We start from the raw sequence: 18,146 nt of genomic DNA, 5'->3' as shown, positions 1-18,146 counted from the left end.
TGAAACAGCGGGCCAGCGGCCCGCTCTCCATCCTCATCGATCAAAATTGGGCCTCAAAGATAGGAGGCGAGCATCGGCACGATGGGCTGATAGGGAACGTCGAAGAGTTCCTCGCGCTCGAAGCGGCTGCCGGTTTTGGTCAGGCGTACCAGACGGCAGACATCATCGGACACGATCAGCGGCGCGATCATGGATCCGCCAGACACCAGTTGCTCGGCATAGAAGCGCGGCATGGTCGTGAACGCGGCGGTCACAAGGATGCGGTCGAAGGTGCCCTCGCCCTGCAGCCCGGCGCTGCCGTCGGCCTGCCGAATGATGACATTGCGTAGCCCGAGCGTATCCACACGCTGTTGCGCAGCCGTTGTCAGCGTCTTGTAACGATCGACCGTGAGGACCCGCTCCACGATTCGCCCCATGACGGCGGCGGTAAATCCGCTGCCGGTTCCGATCTCGAGAACGCGGTGACCAGGCTTGATCTTGAGGCCGTGAAGAATCCGTACGACAAGATCCATGCCTTCCATGAAGGCCCCGCATTCGATCGGGATCGTCCGGCTGGAATAGGCATCATCGACAAATTGCGGCGGCACGAAAGGCAGGCGTGGCGTCTGCTCGACCGCCGTCATCAGATCGATATCCAATATACCTTCCGCCCGCAGCCGCAGAACAACGGCTGCAAAGCCTTCCTTCTCGACCAAACGAGGTGTCAATCCGCTACTCCATACCGAGCGCCCGCGCCACGCGGTCCTGCGCCGAATAATCCGTCAAATCGAGTTTCAAAGGAGTTACCGAAATACGATTTTGTTTCAACGCCTGAATATCGGTACCCGGACGGAAGACACCGCTGCGTTCGCCGAATCTCAGCCAATAATACGGGAAGCCGCGGCCATCGGCGCGCTCCTCCACCTGTATGTTGAAGGCGAGATTGCCCTGCGCCGTCACTTCCGTCCCTGCGATCTCGTCGGGGCGGCAATTCGGGAAATTCAGATTCAGGAAGGTGCCGTCGGGCAGATCGATATCGATGAGCTTGCCGAGCAAGGCCGGAGCATGCGTCTCGGCTACTTCCCAAGGCACGACGCGCGCACCGTTCTGATGGACATAGGCTTGGCTGAGGGCGAAAGAACGCACACCCTGCAGCGTCCCCTCGATCGCCCCGGCGATCGTTCCGGAATAGGTGACGTCGTCTGCGACATTCGAGCCGGAATTGACGCCCGAAAGCACCAGATCCGGCTTGATGTCCAGCACCTGCCGGATGCCCATGATGATACAATCCGTCGGCGTTCCCCGCAGCGCATAGTGCTTGTCGGAAACCTTGCGCATGCGCAACGGCTCAGAGAGGCTCAGCGAATGGGCAAGGCCGCTCTGATCGGTCTCGGGTGCGACGATCCAGACATCGTCCGACAGGGTGCGGGCGATACGCTCCAGCACAGCCAGCCCTTCGGCGTGGATGCCGTCATCATTGGTCAGAAGTATACGCATCGCCCCACCGCCGGATTTAAGCTGCTTTTTCGATCCTGTTCACACCACCCATATATGGCAGCAGTGCGTCAGGGACAGTGACAGAGCCATCGGCGTTCAGATAATTCTCGAGGACGGCGATCAGGCACCGGCCGACGGCCGTGCCGGAGCCGTTCAGCGTATGGACGAACTTCGTGTTCTTGTCGTCCTTGCCACGATAGCGGGCATTCATGCGCCGGGCCTGGAAATCGCCGCAGACCGAGCATGACGAGATCTCGCGATAGGTATCCTGTCCCGGCAGCCAGACTTCCAGGTCGTAGGTCTTGCGCGCGCCAAAGCCCATATCGCCCGTCGACAACGTCATGACGCGATAATGCAGGCCGAGGCGCTTCAGCACCTCTTCGGCGCAGGCGGTCATGCGTTCGTGCTCGGCAATCGAGCTTTCGGCATCGGTGATCGACACCAGCTCACACTTCCAGAACTGGTGCTGGCGCAGCATGCCGCGGGTATCGCGGCCGGCAGAGCCCGCCTCCGAACGGAAGGACGGCGTCAGCGCCGTAAAGCGCAGCGGCAGCTTCTCCTGATCGAGAATTTCGCCGGAGACGAGATTGGTGAGCGTCACTTCGGCGGTCGGGATCAGCCAGCGGCCATCCGTGGTCTTGAACGAATCCTCGGCGAATTTCGGCAGTTGGCCGGTGCCGAACATGGTTTCGTCACGCACCATCAGCGGCGCGCTGACTTCGGTATAGCCGTGCTCGCTCGTATGCAGGTCGATCATGAACTGGCCAAGCGCCCGCTCGAGACGTGCCAGCTGCGAGGTCAGCACCGTGAAGCGCGAACCGGCAAGTTTCGCGGCGCGCTCGAAATCCATGTAGCCAAGCTCGTCGCCGATTTCGAAGTGTTCCTTCGGCTCATGGTTCCAGGTGGGCTTGGCGCCCCAGGCATGCTTGACGACATTGTCGTGCTCGTCCTTGCCGACGGGCACATCCTCAAATGGGATGTTGGGGATGCGCGACAGCGCGTCATTGAGCTCCGCCGTCAGCGTGCGCTCTTCGTCTTCCGCGGCCGGAAGCAAGGTCTTGATGTCGGCGACCTCGGCCTTCAGCTTTTCGGCAAGCTCGCTATTCTTCTGCGCCATGGCCGCACCGATCTCTTTCGAGGCGGTGTTGCGGCGGGACTGCATATCCTGGACGGACTGAATGACGGAACGGCGCTTCTCGTCGAGCGCAATGAGGCCTTGCGACAGAGGCTCCGCGCCGCGCTTGGCAAGCGCCGTATCCAGAACCTCGGCATTCTCACGAATCCATTTTATATCAAGCATCGTCGTTCCAGGTCGTTACACATCATCACAGCTCCGACCGAGATATCGGTCGGAGATCGATCCGGCAAATCCTTATGGAAGAACGATACCGGCTCTTCGCCTAGACATCATCCGTCTTGATGACATCGGACGCCTCGTCATTCTCCTCAAGCTTCTGCCGAGCACGCTGGCGTTCCACGAGTCGCGCCGCGTAGATGGAAATCTCGTAGAGAAGGATCGTCGGCACTGCAAGGCCGATCTGGGACATCGGATCCGGCGGCGTCAGCACGGCAGCTACGATGAAGGCAAAGACGATCGCAAACTTGCGCTTTTGCGCCAACCACTCCGACGTCAACAGGCCGACGCGGGCCAGCAGCGTAGTGATGACAGGCAGCTGGAAAACGAGGCCGAAGGAAAAGACCAGCGTCATGATCAGGCTCAGATATTCCGAGACCTTCGGCAGCAGTGCGATGCCCACCTGACCGTCGGCCGGCACCTGCTGCATCTTCAGGAAGAACCACATGACCATGGGAGCGAAGAAGAAATAAACCAGCGCCGCGCCCAAAAGAAACAGGATCGGTGATGCGATCAGGAACGGCAGGAAGGCGCCACGCTCGTTCTTGTACAGGCCGGGGGCGACGAATTTATAGATCTGGGCGGCGATGATCGGGAAAGCGATGACCAGCGCGCCGAACATGGCGACCTTCACCTGGGTGAAGAAGAATTCCTGCGGCGCCGTATAGATCAGCTCGGCTTTGCTAAGATCGAGACCGGCCCAAACGACAGCCCATTTGTAGGGATAGACCAGATAGTTGAACAGATGTTTCGCTACGGCGAAACAGCCGATAAACGCGATGAAAAACGCAACAAGCGACCAGATCAGCCGCGAACGCAGTTCCATGAGGTGTTCGATAAGCGGCTGCGGCTTATCGTCGATATCACCCGTCATGCCTGGTCCTTCTTCTTCGGCGTTGTCTTGCTGGCTGTAGCACGCTTCCTGGGAGGGGTGGCGGGCGTTTTCTCCACAGCAGCGGTTGCTGCGACCTTGCGTGGCGCACGTTTCGGCTTTTCCGCAACGACAGAGGTCTGCACGGCCGCGGCAGCGACATCATCCGCCTTCGCGCGTGGTTTGCGCACGGCGGCCGGCTTGGCGGTTGTTTCGCTTGCAGCGGCAACCGATTGCGGAGGGGGAGCAACCACAGGCGCCGGATCGTTCGACGCTGGGATCGTCGAAAGCGCTTCCGGCAATCCAGCCGCGACACCGGGCACCGGTTCGTCCGTAACAGACGTCGCGGTCGCGGGTTTGTCCGTCGTCGTCGAACGCTGCAGATCGGCCTTTATGTCGTTGCCCATCTGCCGCAACGGGTTCATGGCTTCCCGCAACGAATTGACGGGATTGAGCTTCTGGGCATCCGAGATCGTCTGGCGCACGTCGTCCAGCTCTGCTTCGCGCATCGCCTCATCGAACTGTGCACGGAAGTCTCCCGCCACTTTTCGGGCGCGCGCCGTCATCTTGCCGATTGTCCGCAATGTTGCCGGCAGCTCCTTCGGGCCAATGACCACAAGTGCCACGATGGCAATAATCACCAGCTCGGACCAGCCTATATCGAACATGCAAAGGCTCCTGGGCCAACGGCAAGCCTTTCAGCCTGCGCCTGCCCGACTTGATTACTTCGTTTCGTCAGCCTTGTGCTCGACCGTGCGGGACGTCGTCGTCGCCGCCGGGGTCGGCTGCGCCGAAGTATCCTCGTCGTCGTTCATGCCTTTTTTGAAGCTCTTGATGCCCTTGGCGACGTCACCCATCAGCTCCGGGATCTTTCCACGGCCGAACAACAACAGCGCGATGGCCAGGACGATGAGCCAGTGCCATATGCTTAGAGAACCCATTGCGATAACTCCCAATTTTCGTGTCTTCCCGATGTAAGACGTTTGTGGATGTTTTTCAAACACCAAAATGTACTGCATCCACGCATATCAATATGCCGGACGCCGATGCGGCGACCGAACGTCTCCAACCCGAGAGAATGATTTTCATATTCGCACCGGCTAATGGCAAAAGAGAGACGCGCCATCAGTTTTAAAAAAATGCCGGCGCTGCCGCGTTCGCCCGTTGAAATGCCATTGCTTCTGGCTCAATCGCCGGAGTTTGCGCCGCTGGGCGGCAGAAGACCGAGCTCCTCCAGATCCATCTGCGTGATGGGATCCTCGTCTTCGGTGAGCTCGTCGCTCATCAGTGGCGACGGGATATTGAAATTGGCGGGGATGCGGCCGGACAACAAGCCCGCTCCCTTCAACTCTTCGAGACCAGGCAAATCGCGCAGCTCTTCCAGACCGAAATGATCGAGGAAGTCGCGCGTCGTGCCCAGCGTCACCGGTCGGCCCGGCGTACGGCGACGGCCGCGGAAACGGACCCAACCGGCTTCCATCAAGACATCGAGCGTGCCCTTGGAGGTCTGCACGCCCCTGATATCCTCGATCTCGGCTCGCGTCACCGGCTGGTGATAGGCGATGATGGCCAGTACTTCGAGTGCAGCGCGAGACAATTTCCGCACCTCGTTCTCATCGCGCCGGATCATGAAGGAGAGATCGGCTGCAGTCCGGAAGGCCCAGGCTCCGTCCACCTGAATGAGATTGACGCCACGCATGGCATAATCGGACTTGAGCTTCCGCATGACGGCGGGAATATCGACGCCTGGCGCGACACGCTCGGCAATGAACGCCTCGGAGACCGGCTGGGCGGAAGCGAAAACGAGTGCCTCGGCAATGCGCTCGGCATCGCCCAGACGGCGTTCGTCGACCTCGGGCGCCGCCGTCTCGTACTCCATCCGCGGCTGGTCTTCGTCAGGATCGGTCACGCTCGCTCCCTGCCCTATTCCGCGGCTTCAAGCGACGTGTGCTTCGGCCCGCGCCGCATGTAGAGCGGCTGAAATGCGCCCTCCTGCCGGATTTCCAGCTGCCCTTCGCGCACCAGCTCGAGCGAAGCCGCAAAGGCGCTGGCGATGGCCGTCGCACGCTCGCTGGCGCTTGTCATATAACCCACCAGGTAATGTTCCAAGGCGGTCCAATCGGTGATTTCACCGATCATCCGGTCCAGGATCACACGGGCATCGGCCAGCGACCAGACGCGACGCTTCTCGATCGTCACCTGAGTAACAGCCTGTCGCTGGCGCAGGCCGGCATAGGCACTCAGAAGATCGTAGAGGCTGGCATCGAAGGCCGATTGGCGCCGATCCGGGATGTGCTCCGGCGCTCCGCGGGCGAAAATATCACGACCAAGACGATTGCGATTGACGAGATCCGTCGCCGCGTCGCGCATCGCTTCAAGGCGCTTCAGGCGGAAGGCGAGGGTCGCCGCCATCTCCTCGCCCGTCGGCCCGTCTTCCTTGCTCTGTTGCGGAATGAGCAACTTGGACTTGAGGTAGGCAAGCCACGCGGCCATGACGAGATAGTCGGCCGCAAGTTCTATGCGAATGCGCCGAGCGCTATCGATGAACAGAAGATATTGCTCGGCAAGCGCCAGCACGGAGATGCGCGACAGATCGACCTTCTGGGTGCGGGCCAGATGCAGCAGCAGATCCAGCGGTCCTTCAAAGCCGGCGATATCGACGACGAGGGCCGGATCATGCGAGCCGCGTTGCGCGTCGCTCTCCTGCCACAGCTTGTCCATCGGCATTGCCGCCTGCTGAAACTTCTCCGTGCCGCTCACCTTGTTCACCCGTCAGATCCTCGGAGTTCGGTCTAGGCCACTGCGAACATAGCGTCGAATTCGGCGCGAATCGACGCCTCGTCGGCGCCGTCATCATAACCGAAAGCTGCTTCCACCGCCTTGGTCCGCGCCAGCGCCGCGCCGGTCAATGGCGGAACGTTGCGCACCACCTGCTGCATCTCGTCCATGACGCCATTGCAATGCAGCACGATATCGCATCCGCCCGCAATAATATTCGCAGCCCGTTCGCCGATCGTGCCCTTCAGCGCATTCATCGAGGTATCGTCCGACAATAACAGGCCCTCAAAGCCGATATGGCCGCGGATGATCTCCTCGATCACCTTGCGCGACGTCGTCGCGGGATTGGTCGGATCGATATCGGTGAAGACGACATGGCACGTCATCGCCATCAACTCGTCCTTGAGTGCGACGAATGGAAGGAAATCATGCGCCTCGAGCTCTGCGCGCGGGACGGAGACGACAGGCAATTCGTGATGCGAATCGGCAAAACCGCGGCCATGGCCGGGCATATGCTTCATCACAGGCAGGACGCCGCCGGCCTTCAGGCCTTCGGCCGCCGCACGCCCCATCTCCGTCACCGTTACCGGATCGCCGCCATAGGCGCGATTGCCGATGACATTGCTGGAACCCTCGACCGGGACATCCAGCACGGGCAGACAATCGACGTTGATGCCGAACTTCAAAAGATCGAAGGCATGCAGCCTGGACATCAGCCACGCGGCTCGCAGGCCGCGCTCGCGATCCTGCCGATAGATATCGCCCAAGGCCTGGCCGGAAGGATAATGCTGCAGGATCGGCGGGCGGATGCGCTGCACCCTGCCCCCTTCCTGGTCGATGAAAACAGGTGCGTCACGCCCGACACTGTCACGCAGGGACGCAACCAGATCGGCGATCTGGGCCGGCTCGGAGATATTGCGTCCAAAAAGGATGAAGCCCCATGGCTGTTCCCCCTGATAGAAGGAGCGCTCTTCGGGCGTGATGGCATGGCCGCTGCAGCCAAGGATCATGGATTTCGATTCGGTCATGCTCGAATCATAGAGACTGACGCCGCGAAACGCGAGCGGCGTCAAGCCGGCATTCACAAAAACCAGCCGGCGCAAACGAAAACGGCGGGATGAACCCGCCGTCTTGCCGAGAGACTGAAGCCAGATCCCTTATTTGGAAATCAGGCAGGTGCCGCCGGCGATGCGGTAGCGCTCGCAGATGGCCGCAGCCTCGTCCTTGGAACCGGCGACGACGCGGACGCGATAGTAGGTGCCCTTGCCGGCGATATCGGCCCTGCGGATTTCCAGCGGATGGTTGCCGATGACGCTGGCAAACTTCACCTTCAGGTTCGCCTGCGACTTCTGCGCATCGGCCTCGGACGGCAGAGAAGCAATCTGCACACCATAACCACCAGCGCCGGCGGTCGCGGCAGCCGGAGCGGCCTGACGAGTTGGCGCCGGGCTTGCCGAAGCGACCTGCTGCGGCTGAGGCTGAGGCTTGGGCTGCGTCTGGCGAGGCGCAACGGCGGCGGGCGCAGGTGCAGCAGCAGCGGTTGCCTTGGCCGGCTCCGGACGTGCTGTCGGAAGCGGGGTCGTCTTGACGACACGGATCGGCGTGCTTTCGGCGCTGGCAGCGTCGCCATCGGCTGCTGGCTGCGGCTGCACGGGCTGCGGCTGTGCGGCTACCGGCGGCGTGTTGGTGGTGGCCGGACGAAGATCGGTCGATGCAACCTGGTTGGTTGCTGCCGGCTTTGCCGCAGCTGTTGTCGTGGTGTCGACCGCAGGCTCGTCACGCGCAACCAGAGAGCCGTCAGGCTTGACGATCATCGTGCGGACCTTGCGCGGCGATACCGCTGGCACCTGACCATCATCATTGGCCGCGACATTCGTGTTGCCATCATTCTGATTTGGCAGCAGGCGCGGATCTTGGGTTTCACCGACGGGGGTCGACGTCACCTGATCGCCACTATCGTCATCCGGAGATACGGATTCAGGGATCAGGGTCTTCTGCACCACATCCACGGGCTGCTCATTGGAGGAGACCAGCTCCTTCTGCTTCGGCGCCGCGGTGCCGTCGCCGGCGACGCGGTCATAAACGGCCTTGTCCTGATTGGGGACAACGGTGCCGCCTGGATTTTCCGGAGCCACCTTCACCGGATTGGCATCGGCGGTAATCACGCGAGGCTCGCCGGAGAAGCTGGAGATCGGCGATCCGTGACGGACCCAGCCGTAGACGCCGTAAGCGCCAAGGCCGAGAACGGCGATGACGGCCGCGGCCGTCGCCAGGTTGCGCACCGGACGCGCCGGACGACGGTTGGCCGCCGCCGGGTTCAGTGTCATCCGGGCAACATTCTCGACCGGACTGGCGGCTTCGCGATAGCTGCGGCGGAAATCCTCCTCCAGCGCCCGCTCGAATTCATCGAATTCCTCGATCGGCTGCTTGGCAGCGGCGGGCTGGGCCGCCGTGCTCTTCGACCATGATGCAGCGGCGGCAGCACCGCCGAACGCCGCACCAGCTGCGGGCTTGAACGGCTCCGATGCTGCTTCCTTGGCCGGCGTGCCCAGGAGGCTCGCCATCTCGGAATCGATGTCGAAATCATATTCCGGCGGAACAACGACCGGCTCTTCCGGCTCGATCACCGGCAGATGCGGAACATGCGATCCCTCGAAGTTTTCGACGCGCTCTTCCGTATCGGAAATCTCGGTCGGATCGAAGGGCAGCATCTGGTCGGCGTCGAACGCCGGAGCAGCCATGCTTGCGGCAGGCACGACGGGTACCGGTGCAGCCTGAACCGGCTGCGGCGCAACCGCGGCGGCTAAGGGAGCGACAGGCGCCGGCGCAACTGGCGTGGCGCGGGAGACGATGGGCTCAATTGCAGGGGCAGCCGGGACCGGTTGTCTTACGGGCGCGGATTTATCGGCATCGGCAAAATCGAGACCGGCAAGTTCCATCTCGATATCCGCGAGATCGAACTCGAAATCCTGACCGGCAAACGGATCCTCGGTGTCAAAGGTGATCGGCTGCGGCGCCTCAGGCTGCGGCGCAGTCGCGGCAACCGCCGGCGCAGCGGGGTGTTCAGTGAACGAAGAACCGAAATCACCGAAGCTAGGCTCCGCCGTCGCTACCGGATCATTGCTTCTCGGCGGAACGGGATAGCGATCCACGTCGGCCAATAGAGCATCGATCTCCGCCGAAAGAGCGGCCGCGTCAACATTCCGTGCCTTGGGCAATGCAGGCACGTCGACCGTCGGGGTCGGCTGGGCAGCGACAACGGGCTGCGGCTCGTACGTTTGGTACGCAGCAGCAGTTTTGGCCGGCTCGAAATCGAATGCAGTGTCGACCTGGCTTGTTTCCGGCAGCGCAGGAGCGACCGGAGGTGCCACTGGGGCGGGCTGCTCGCGCGGCACGGATGGAGATGCAAGCGTGAAGTTCGCAAGCGGCAACCGCACGGTTGCGGCAGCGGATTGCGGCGTCGGCTTGACGACCGGAGGCGCCGCCGGCGGCTCGACCCGTGGCGGAGGCGAGGCAATGACTGCCTGCAAAGCCGGCGCGATCGACATTTCCAGCTCGTCGATCAGATCCCGCGCACCCATTGTCGGCTTGACCGGGGCCACAGGCTGCGGCGGCTCTTCAAACTTGGGTTCAGCTCGCACCGGCTCGGCCGAAGGCGAAACCGGAGCCTGATCGGAAAGCACCGGCTGCTCCGGCGGAACAGAAATGTCATTTGCCGGACTCATACGAGGCGTATCGTAACGCTCGAATTCGCGAAGAAGCTCGTCCTCGAGATTGAAGGCGGGCTCCTGCCGCTGAGCCGCGGGAGCTGCCTGAGCAGCAGGGCGCGGCTCAAAACCTACGATACGCGCGAGTTCTGCGAGCGGATCATCATCCGCAAAGAACTCGTCGTTTCCGCTTGCGCGATACGCCAACTGTTTTTCTGCCATCACCGTTCCACTCGAAAACGCCACAGTTAAATGCCAGCGCAATGTGGGTAAATGGTGACGTTTATCGCATTTCGTCCGGTGCTGCGGTCCCGGTTATACCAAGACCTGACTTCAAAACCGACGCGACAGCGTACACCAGCCCAAGTCTGGCAATGCTCAATTCTCGGTTCTTATCGTTAACAAATCGTAATTCAGGTAAATCTTTACCTTTATTCCAGTGTCCATGGAAGGAACTTGCTAGATCGTAAAGGTAAAAGGCGATGCGATGCGGCTCCTGCGACTGTGCCGCAGCTTCGACGATTCGCGGGAATTCCGCAATCTTGGCGACCAGCTGTAGTTCAGCCGGATCTGAGATCACGCCGACGACCGCCTTGGCCAGGTCAAGCGATGCAATATCAAGCTCGGGGAAGGCTTCCTTAGCCTGCCGGAAGATCGACATGCAGCGGGCATGCGCATACTGCACGTAGAAGACCGGATTGTCCTTGGACTGTTCGGTGACCTTTGCAAAGTCGAAGTCCAAGGGCTCGGAATTCTTCCGATACAGCATCATGAACCGCACCGAATCGCGACCGACTTCGTCGACGACTTCGCGCAGCGTGACGAAATCGCCCGACCGCTTCGACATCTTCACGGGCTCGCCATCGCGGTACAGCTTGACCAGCTGGCACAGAAGTGCCGTCAGCTTCGCCTTTCCTTCCGATACTCCGCGCGCCACGGCTTCAAGCCGTTTGACATAGCCGCCATGGTCGGCGCCGAGAATATAGATCATCTCGTTGAAGCCACGGTCGTACTTATTCTTGAAGTACGCGACGTCGGCTGCAAAATATGTGTAGGAGCCGTCCGACTTGATCAGCGGACGATCGATATCATCGCCCACTTCCGTCGAGCGGAAGAGCGTCTGCTCGCGATCTTCCCAATCTTCCGGCAATTGTCCCTTCGGCGGCGGCAATGCGCCCTTGTAGACATAGCCCTTGAAGGTCAGGTCGTTGATCGCCGTGCGGATCAGGGCCGCGCCATTGGCGTGCAGCGTGCGCTCTGAGAAGAAGACGTCATGGTGAACGTTCAACGCTTCCAGATCCTGGCGGATCATCGCCATCATTGCATCGATGGCCCGATCCTTGACGATGGGGAGCCATTGATCTTCCGGCATGCCGCGCAGCTTGGTGCCGAAATCCTTGGCAAGCGCCTCTCCGACCGGAACCAGATAGTCGCCGGGATAAAGGCCGGCCGGGATTTCGCCGACCTGTTCGCCGAGCGCTTCGCGATACCGAATGAAGACAGACCGTGCCAGCACGTCGATCTGCGAGCCGGCATCATTGATGTAATATTCCTTGGTGACCTCGTAGCCGACAAAGCCGAGCAGGTTCGCCAGCGCATCTCCGACGACAGCACCACGGCAATGGCCGACATGCATCGGTCCGGTCGGGTTGGCGGAAACGTACTCGACGTTGACCTTTTGGCCCAAGCCGAGCGTCGAGCGACCGAACTGCCCTCCCTCTGAGATCATCGTCGACAGGAGGCGCTGCCAGTAGCCGACCGAAAGCCGGATATTGATGAAACCCGGACCCGCAACCGAAACCTCGGCGACGTCGGGGTCTTCCTTCAGCTTGGCGACGATAATCTCGGCGAGCGCGCGCGGATTCGTACCGAGCGCCTTGGACAGCACCATGGCCGCATTGGTGGCGACATCGCCATGGCTGGCATCTCGCGGCGGCTCAACGCCGATACGTCCGAAGTCGAGTTCAGATCGCTTTTCTCTTACGATATCAATTTGCTCGAGAGCGTTCTTAATTCTTGCTTCGAAGTCGGTGAAAAGGTTCATGATATGGTCCACGCATAGCTTGGGCGGGCCGCTGTCGGCCCAACGCCGCCGCTGCCTATCGCAAATCGGGAGTCTGGTCAAACAGCCGCTTGTGAGCGCTGATGGCGTAGGTGTCGGTCATACCAGCCAGATAGTCGCCGACATGTCGCGCCTTGGCGGCAACGGCGAGGCCGGCGATATGGTCGACCCAATAATGGCTCTGCATCTCCTTGGGATTGTCCATATAGGCACGGAACAGATCCGTAACGATCTGTGCCGCGCCGGCGCGGATTCGCATGATATCCGGGTGGCGATAGATGCGCTTGAACAGCATCTGCTTGATCTGCTTGTCGGTTTCGGCCATTTCGGGCGAGAAGGTCGAAATGATGCGGCCGGCGCCGCGGATATCGACAACGCTGCCCGGCTTGATCTCGGCAAGCGCCTGCTGTGATACCGCAATCACATCCTCGACCATGCGGGTGATCTGCCGGCGCATGATCTCATGCGTGAACCGGCTCGCCTCCAGATGCGGATAGCGCTCCCTCACCTCGGCCATAAGCCCGGAGAGAAACGGCACCTCCTCCAGCATCTCGAAGGTCAGATAGCCCGCGCGAAGGCCGTCATCGATATCATGTGTATTGTAGGCGATGTCGTCGGCGATCGCCGCAACCTGCGCCTCCAGGCTGGCATAGGTGGCAATTTCGAGATCATGGATTTCGCAATAGTCCAGGATAGGCTGCGGCACCGGGCCACGGGTGCCCTTGCCATCGGGCGTCATCAGCGGACCGTTGTGCTTGACCAGACCTTCGAGCGTCTCCCAGGTGAGATTGAGCCCGTCGAATTCGGCATAGCGCCGCTCCAGCTTCGTCACGATGCGCAGAGATTGCGCATTGTGGTCGAAGCCGCCATAGGGCAACAGCATCTCGTGCAGCGCGTCTTCGCCGGTGTGCCCGAAAGGCGTGTGGCCGAAATCATGGACCAGCGCCACGCCCTCGGCCAGGTCCTCATCCAGCTTCAATGCGCGCGCCAGCGCGCGAGCAACCTGCGCGACTTCGATCGTATGCGTCAGGCGCGTGCGGTAGTGATCGCCGTCCTGAGCAATGAACACCTGCGTCTTGTGCTTCAGTCGCCGGAAGGCCGTCGTGTGAACGATCCTGTCGCGGTCACGCTGGAATTCGGAGCGCGTCGGGCTCGATCCCTCTTCATAGAGCCGGCCTCGCGATGCCCAAGGGTCCGTCGCATAGGCGGCCTTTTCTCCATAACCGAAACCCAATGCATGCCTGTCGATCGTCATTACCTATCCATTCCGGCATTAGTCCCCTACGCGCTCAAACGCGCGAAGGGCGTTTCATTTCAGTCGGCCAATGGCATTCCTCCAAACATGGAGCAGCCCAGCCCATTGACGTCGCTTTGCAGCCTTCATACCTATAGACAAGAAAACAGCAAAATGGTGTGTGGCTCAACCACGAAACCACAGCTGTCACCGGCCTGAATTTCATGATAAAGGCTATGGATATCAGCCGTTTGAAAGTTCGACGGCCTAATGGTTCTCTCCGGATCTTGACCCCGGCAGGAGGAATGCATGACTGAGACAAACGTAACCCTATCGGACGCCGCGGCAAAGCGAATCGCTGATATCGTCGGCGCAGAGGCTGGCAAACGGGCGCTTCGCGTCGCCGTCGAAGGCGGCGGTTGTTCCGGCTTTTCCTATAAATTCGATCTTGCCGAAGGCCCAGAAGACGATGATATCATTGTCGAAAAGGGTGACGCCACGGTGCTGATCGACCAGTTGTCGCTGGTTTATATGGCCGGTTCCGAGATCGATTTCGTCGATAATCTGCTCGGGCAATCCTTTCAGATCAAGAATCCGAATGCCGTCGCAAGCTGTGGCTGCGGCACCAGTTTTTCGATCTGACACGTCAGCTTTTTCCACAGCTTGATCGCCGGCCGGAGGCCTTTGCTCCCGGCCGGCTTTCACATGGGCGGTAGTCAAGTCCACCTGCTGCGGATACAACAAGGCGAAGCAAAGGAACGAGCCGCCCATGAAAATCGCCACCTGGAACATCAACGGCGTCAAAGCGCGTATCGAGAACCTGTGCCAGTGGCTGAAGGATTCGAGCCCGGACATCGCCTGCCTGCAGGAGATCAAGACGGTCGACGAAGGTTTTCCGCGCCTGGAGATCGAGGCGCTCGGCTATCATGTCGAGACGCACGGGCAAAAAGGCTTCAACGGCGTTGCGATTCTCTCCAAGGTCAAGCCGGACGAAGTGACGCGCGGCCTGCCCGGTGACGATGGCGATGAGCAAGCCCGCTTCATGGAAGCGGTGTTTTCCATCGAAGGACACGGCGCATTGCGTGTCTGCTGCCTCTATCTGCCGAACGGCAACCCGGTCGATACGGAAAAATACCCCTACAAGCTCGCCTGGATGGAAAGGCTGCGGAAATTCGCGTCTGATCGTCTGGCGCTGGAGGAGCCGATCATTCTTGCCGGCGATTATAACGTCATCCCGGAACCGCATGATTGCTTCGACCCGAAGGTCTGGGAAAACGACGCGCTTTTCCTGCCGCAGACGCGCCGGGCTTTCCGCCAGCTCGAACATCTCGGCTTCACCGATGCGGTCCGCGCCACTACCGATGCGGTCAAACTCTATTCATTCTGGGATTACCAGGCCGGAGCCTGGCCGAAGAACAATGGCATCCGGATAGACCATCTGATGCTATCGCCGGAAGCGGCCGATCGCCTTGCGGCGACCGCAATCGAAAAACACGTGCGCGCCTGGGAAAAACCCTCCGATCATGTCCCGGTCGTCGCCCATCTCGATTTCAGCGGCTAAGCTTCGATTTCGAGCCAATCAGCTCTAGGTCCTCTCAAGGCGCCGGATCAATCGGACCCGGCGACATCCAGCTGGTGTGCCATCGAGACTGCGACACGGCGGTCATTCTCATTAGCCAGCGAGAAAGCCTGCTCCTGCATGTCTTCCATCCAGCTGCAATCCTGCGGCTTGCACTTGTCGAGCGCCGCGGTCATGAACGCCAGGCCGCGAACGGATTGGCCTTCCTGGAACAGGAGATTGCCAAAAACGGCCATGGCACCCGGATGGCCGCTCTTGCGTGCCTGGTTCAGCCATTTCTTGGCCTGCTGCACATTGGTCGCACCGCCCTCGCCGGACAGCAGCATCTGCGCAAGCTGGAACTGCGCCTCGGGAACGCCGAAAGTCGATGCGACCTGGAAATAGAGTTGGCGCGCCTGATTGAGATCGATCTTGACCGGGCTGTTAGCAATGCCGGTCTTGTAGTAGCTGGCAAGGGCGAGCAGCGCGTTGATGAAGAAGCCTGTATCTTCAGAGCCCGGCTCGACGCCCTGCTGGGCGATCTCGCTATAAATCTTGAAGGCTTCGAAATCGTTCTGCGCGACGCCGTCGCCATCGGCATACATGTTGGCCAGTGCCCAGCGCGAACCGGTATGGCCCTTTTCGGCAGCGTATCGGTAGGCTTCGACCGCCTCTTCCTTCTGACCGTTCTTGTAGGCTCTGAAACCGAATTTAAAGAGATCGAACGGACCCGATTCCTTGGTGACCCCGGCATTGATATCGAATGCCCGGGCTTGGCCCGCCAGCGCCACGGAAGCGGCAAGGGACAGGCTGAGCATCATGACTCTCGCTGATATGAACTCAGACTTAAACATAACAGTCGATTTCTTTCGCTCCATCCGCATCTGCCACCGCGATTCCATATACACCGTCAGATCTGCGGATGTTTTCCCTGACGATGCATGCTGCAAAATCTCCCGTAAGGAAGATTGCGGCATTAAAACAACGCCGTTTGCCACATTTGCGAGCATAGCCTGCAATTATGTCCAAACCAGCATTTCCGCGGTCGTTATCGTATCGGGCCGCCGAAACGGCGCTCCGAACCGTTTTTCGAGAGATGGTCGTGACTATCGTTCGGCGAGTGGCTTTCCCCGGCAGACAACGGATTCTCCGCCGCATCGGAAGCGCTGTCGCCCCGATCCCGAATTGCTGTTCATGCCAAAGTGGAAGTTCACGCATCGACCGCTTACGCACTTTCTATAAGGCTGACCCCTGTGCCCACGTAATCGCTGCTCCCCATTTGTGGCGGGAAATGGACAAATTGTAATCTGATCACGTGGCCGTAATCTCTTGAAATAGACTGTTGCCAATTCGTCACAAAAATTTGACCAGCCTTGAGGCTTCATTAACCATAACGTGTCTGGAGAGATCGTTTTCGAGTGTATTTGCCCATGACTTTACAATGAAACGCCGCGAGACCAGGAAGGCTCGCGGCGTATAGATCACTTAGATAAAATATAGTCTTTAATCCAAAGGCTTATCGTCAGAAGCTCACCTTCACCGACGTCTGGAGAGCCGCGACCAAATCATTGCCGAAGCTATAGCTGGCATCGTCGCCGTAGACTATGCCGCCGCGGGTGATCGGCCCGGATTTGCCTGATGTCATCAGGCCGAGCGCACCACCGAAGTTGAACTGGACATGCTCCGTCGCCTTGTAGGCAACACCCGCACCAAGCGTCCAGGTATCTGAATTCATGCCGTAGCCGTCACTCGTGCCGCGATCCCAGCTCAGGCTGACGGCGCCGCTCCATTTGTCATTGAACTTGTGTCCGATGCCGCCGGTGATAGTCCAGCCATCCTGGTACAACAGATCAAGCGACGTGAGCTCCGTGGCGCCGCCGATCTTGCACGACGTGCCGCGCGTCGATGTCGGGCAAAGGGCGATGCTTTGCAGAATGCTCCAATTCGTCCATTTGACCGAGCCGAAGGCGAGCCAATCCGGCGCAATGCCGCTCTGTACCTTCCATTCCAGCGAGTCGGGAGCGTCGGCCGATCCGAAGACGGACGTGACCTTGCCAAAGAACGGGCGGATCGGCGGCAATTCCGTCAGATCGACGCTGCCCTTCAGGTTGTCGTACTTGACCCGGCTGTTGTAGACGAGGCTCGTGCGGAAGGCATATTCCGGAATTTCGTAAGCGAGACCGGCGCGCCAGCCCCAGCCGTGACCGTCCACATCAAGCGAACCGACACCGTCGTAGACGGAGGAAAGCGGAGCCGGAATGGCCGAGACAAGACGGGACTTGAAGCCACTGACTTCCTGATAGAAGCCACCGCCGATCAACCGCAGATCGCCCGGACCCGCATCGAACTTGTACGAGCAAGTGGCCGCATAATTGTTCGTGCGGACCTTGACCTCGCTTTCATTGTTGGCGCCGGCCCAGTTCAGGCCTTCGTTAAGATGCCCACCGAACGGCTGAGAGTAATCAGCCATGCAATCGAGGTCGTCGGTGATGCCGATCTTGAAAGCGACATAGGGCATCGCGTAGTTTTCCGAGGCATCGGTCGAGTGGCTACGGCCGTTGAGGTTGCCATCGCTCGGATCGGTGTCCTTCGCATTCTTCAATTTGCGGTCGGGCATGACATAGGTAACGCCGGATTCGAAAACATATCGTCCCTTGTCGAACAGCAGATCGATATCATAGCCGGAACGATCAAGACCGCCCGCAAAAGCGGCGCTCGCGAAAGATGAGCCGATGACGAGTGCAAATGCACCCCTCAACGCAATAGAAAATGCCATTGTGTCTCCCCCACTTGTGCATTCATTCACCCGATTGTTGCGACGATCGTTTGAATTGGCAATGCGGCCTTTGAGAGCGACAAGAGCCTGAGGTAACAATTGATTTACGTAAGAGAACGAACTCCATGCCAGAATATCTACAAGTTTAGGTAATTTTTGCTTCTGAAATATCATTTTCATCCCCACGTAGATTCTCATTCTTCACGGCAACAATTCTGTTACAATCTGACAACAGTTCCGCTTTTCGACAACACCTACCAAATCTAAGGGTTAATCTATTTTCCCTGTGCGAAACTGACGGCGGGCGAAGGCGTATTTTCCAGTCAATCT

The 18,146-nt window shown here is 59.7% G+C and carries 16 protein-coding genes; 2 read left to right on the top strand and 14 right to left on the bottom strand.

The genetic code is table 11. The features are described 5' to 3' along the window. Window positions 1-53: 53 nt before the first annotated feature. The 12 genes from JTP94_RS21070 to JTP94_RS21015 all read right to left on the bottom strand — a co-directional run bounded on the left by JTP94_RS21070 (window position 54) and on the right by JTP94_RS21015 (window position 13,503). Entirely contained in the window at window positions 54-707 is a 654-nt protein-coding gene (locus tag JTP94_RS21070) for a protein-L-isoaspartate(D-aspartate) O-methyltransferase (RefSeq protein ID WP_204852435.1), read from the bottom strand. Between the two features lie 4 nt (window positions 708-711). Then, window positions 712-1,476: a 5'/3'-nucleotidase SurE gene (surE, locus tag JTP94_RS21065; RefSeq protein WP_204852434.1), complete on the bottom strand. Its 765-nt coding sequence runs from the start codon at window positions 1,474-1,476 to the stop codon at window positions 712-714. Between the two features lie 16 nt (window positions 1,477-1,492). Continuing rightward, window positions 1,493-2,776: a serine--tRNA ligase gene (gene serS / locus JTP94_RS21060; RefSeq protein WP_204852433.1), complete on the bottom strand. Its 1,284-nt coding sequence runs from the start codon at window positions 2,774-2,776 to the stop codon at window positions 1,493-1,495. Window positions 2,777-2,876: 100 nt separating this feature from the next. Further along, window positions 2,877-3,704, bottom strand: a complete 828-nt coding sequence (gene tatC / locus JTP94_RS21055) for a twin-arginine translocase subunit TatC (RefSeq protein WP_204852432.1) — start codon at window positions 3,702-3,704, stop codon at window positions 2,877-2,879. After that, window positions 3,701-4,369, bottom strand: a complete 669-nt coding sequence (gene tatB, locus JTP94_RS21050; protein WP_204852431.1) for a Sec-independent protein translocase protein TatB — start codon at window positions 4,367-4,369, stop codon at window positions 3,701-3,703. The genes tatC and tatB overlap by 4 nt, the downstream gene beginning before the upstream one ends. Window positions 4,370-4,423: 54 nt before the next feature. Next, the gene (locus JTP94_RS21045; protein WP_037202803.1) at window positions 4,424-4,642 is read right to left on the bottom strand and encodes a twin-arginine translocase TatA/TatE family subunit; all 219 of its coding nucleotides are present in this window, start codon (window positions 4,640-4,642) and stop codon (window positions 4,424-4,426) included. A gap of 245 nt (window positions 4,643-4,887) precedes the next feature. Continuing rightward, window positions 4,888-5,580: an SMC-Scp complex subunit ScpB gene (gene scpB, locus JTP94_RS21040; RefSeq protein ID WP_204853064.1), complete on the bottom strand. Its 693-nt coding sequence runs from the start codon at window positions 5,578-5,580 to the stop codon at window positions 4,888-4,890. A gap of 44 nt (window positions 5,581-5,624) precedes the next feature. Beyond that, window positions 5,625-6,470 carry a ScpA family protein gene (locus JTP94_RS21035; protein WP_204852430.1) on the bottom strand — a complete coding sequence of 282 codons (846 nt, stop codon included), beginning with the start codon at window positions 6,468-6,470 and terminating at the stop codon, window positions 5,625-5,627. Window positions 6,471-6,493: 23 nt separating this feature from the next. After that, complete coding sequence (gene nagZ / locus JTP94_RS21030) at window positions 6,494-7,507, bottom strand: beta-N-acetylhexosaminidase (RefSeq protein ID WP_204852429.1); 1,014 nt, start codon at window positions 7,505-7,507, stop codon at window positions 6,494-6,496. Between the two features lie 129 nt (window positions 7,508-7,636). Further along, entirely contained in the window at window positions 7,637-10,408 is a 2,772-nt protein-coding gene (locus tag JTP94_RS21025) for an SPOR domain-containing protein (protein WP_204852428.1), read from the bottom strand. 61 nt (window positions 10,409-10,469) lie between these two features. Next, a complete protein-coding gene (gene argS / locus JTP94_RS21020) occupies window positions 10,470-12,230 on the bottom strand; it encodes an arginine--tRNA ligase (RefSeq protein WP_204852427.1) in 1,761 nt (586 codons plus the stop codon). A gap of 55 nt (window positions 12,231-12,285) precedes the next feature. Further along, window positions 12,286-13,503 (bottom strand): deoxyguanosinetriphosphate triphosphohydrolase, encoded by a 1,218-nt coding sequence (locus tag JTP94_RS21015; RefSeq protein ID WP_204852426.1) that lies wholly within the window; start codon window positions 13,501-13,503, stop codon window positions 12,286-12,288. A gap of 288 nt (window positions 13,504-13,791) precedes the next feature. Between JTP94_RS21015 and erpA the strand changes: the two genes are divergently transcribed. Further along, a complete protein-coding gene (gene erpA, locus JTP94_RS21010) occupies window positions 13,792-14,124 on the top strand; it encodes an iron-sulfur cluster insertion protein ErpA (protein WP_034505246.1) in 333 nt (110 codons plus the stop codon). A 127-nt stretch (window positions 14,125-14,251) separates the two neighbouring features. Then, window positions 14,252-15,043 (top strand): exodeoxyribonuclease III, encoded by a 792-nt coding sequence (gene xth, locus JTP94_RS21005; RefSeq protein ID WP_204852425.1) that lies wholly within the window; start codon window positions 14,252-14,254, stop codon window positions 15,041-15,043. A gap of 47 nt (window positions 15,044-15,090) precedes the next feature. Here the strand turns inward: xth and exoR are convergent, their stop codons facing one another. Both exoR and JTP94_RS20995 read right to left on the bottom strand, forming a co-directional pair. After that, complete coding sequence (gene exoR, locus JTP94_RS21000; protein WP_204852424.1) at window positions 15,091-15,894, bottom strand: exopolysaccharide production regulator ExoR; 804 nt, start codon at window positions 15,892-15,894, stop codon at window positions 15,091-15,093. A gap of 668 nt (window positions 15,895-16,562) precedes the next feature. Further along, window positions 16,563-17,816: an OmpP1/FadL family transporter gene (locus JTP94_RS20995; protein ID WP_204852423.1), complete on the bottom strand. Its 1,254-nt coding sequence runs from the start codon at window positions 17,814-17,816 to the stop codon at window positions 16,563-16,565. Window positions 17,817-18,146 lie beyond the last annotated feature (330 nt).

The sequence above is a fragment of the Martinezella lusitana genome, from assembly GCF_016901135.1.
GTDB classification, from domain to species: Bacteria; Pseudomonadota; Alphaproteobacteria; order Rhizobiales; family Rhizobiaceae; genus Rhizobium; species Rhizobium lusitanum_D.
Note: the sequence above shows the minus strand (reverse complement) of the source record. Positions and strands in the feature narration are given on the sequence as shown.

Coding starts and splice junctions, on each gene's coding strand:
- JTP94_RS20995 (WP_204852423.1), bottom strand. CDS start 17,816: ATGGCATTTTCTATTGCGTTGAGGGGTGCATTTGCACTCGTCATCGGC.
- nagZ (WP_204852429.1), bottom strand. CDS start 7,507: ATGACCGAATCGAAATCCATGATCCTTGGCTGCAGCGGCCATGCCATC.
- JTP94_RS21045 (WP_037202803.1), bottom strand. CDS start 4,642: ATGGGTTCTCTAAGCATATGGCACTGGCTCATCGTCCTGGCCATCGCG.
- surE (WP_204852434.1), bottom strand. CDS start 1,476: ATGCGTATACTTCTGACCAATGATGACGGCATCCACGCCGAAGGGCTG.
- tatB (WP_204852431.1), bottom strand. CDS start 4,369: ATGTTCGATATAGGCTGGTCCGAGCTGGTGATTATTGCCATCGTGGCA.
- JTP94_RS21025 (WP_204852428.1), bottom strand. CDS start 10,408: ATGGCAGAAAAACAGTTGGCGTATCGCGCAAGCGGAAACGACGAGTTC.
- xth (WP_204852425.1), top strand. CDS start 14,252: ATGAAAATCGCCACCTGGAACATCAACGGCGTCAAAGCGCGTATCGAG.
- argS (WP_204852427.1), bottom strand. CDS start 12,230: ATGAACCTTTTCACCGACTTCGAAGCAAGAATTAAGAACGCTCTCGAG.
- exoR (WP_204852424.1), bottom strand. CDS start 15,894: ATGTTTAAGTCTGAGTTCATATCAGCGAGAGTCATGATGCTCAGCCTG.
- erpA (WP_034505246.1), top strand. CDS start 13,792: ATGACTGAGACAAACGTAACCCTATCGGACGCCGCGGCAAAGCGAATC.
- JTP94_RS21015 (WP_204852426.1), bottom strand. CDS start 13,503: ATGACGATCGACAGGCATGCATTGGGTTTCGGTTATGGAGAAAAGGCC.
- tatC (WP_204852432.1), bottom strand. CDS start 3,704: ATGACGGGTGATATCGACGATAAGCCGCAGCCGCTTATCGAACACCTC.
- scpB (WP_204853064.1), bottom strand. CDS start 5,580: ATGGAGTACGAGACGGCGGCGCCCGAGGTCGACGAACGCCGTCTGGGC.
- serS (WP_204852433.1), bottom strand. CDS start 2,776: ATGCTTGATATAAAATGGATTCGTGAGAATGCCGAGGTTCTGGATACG.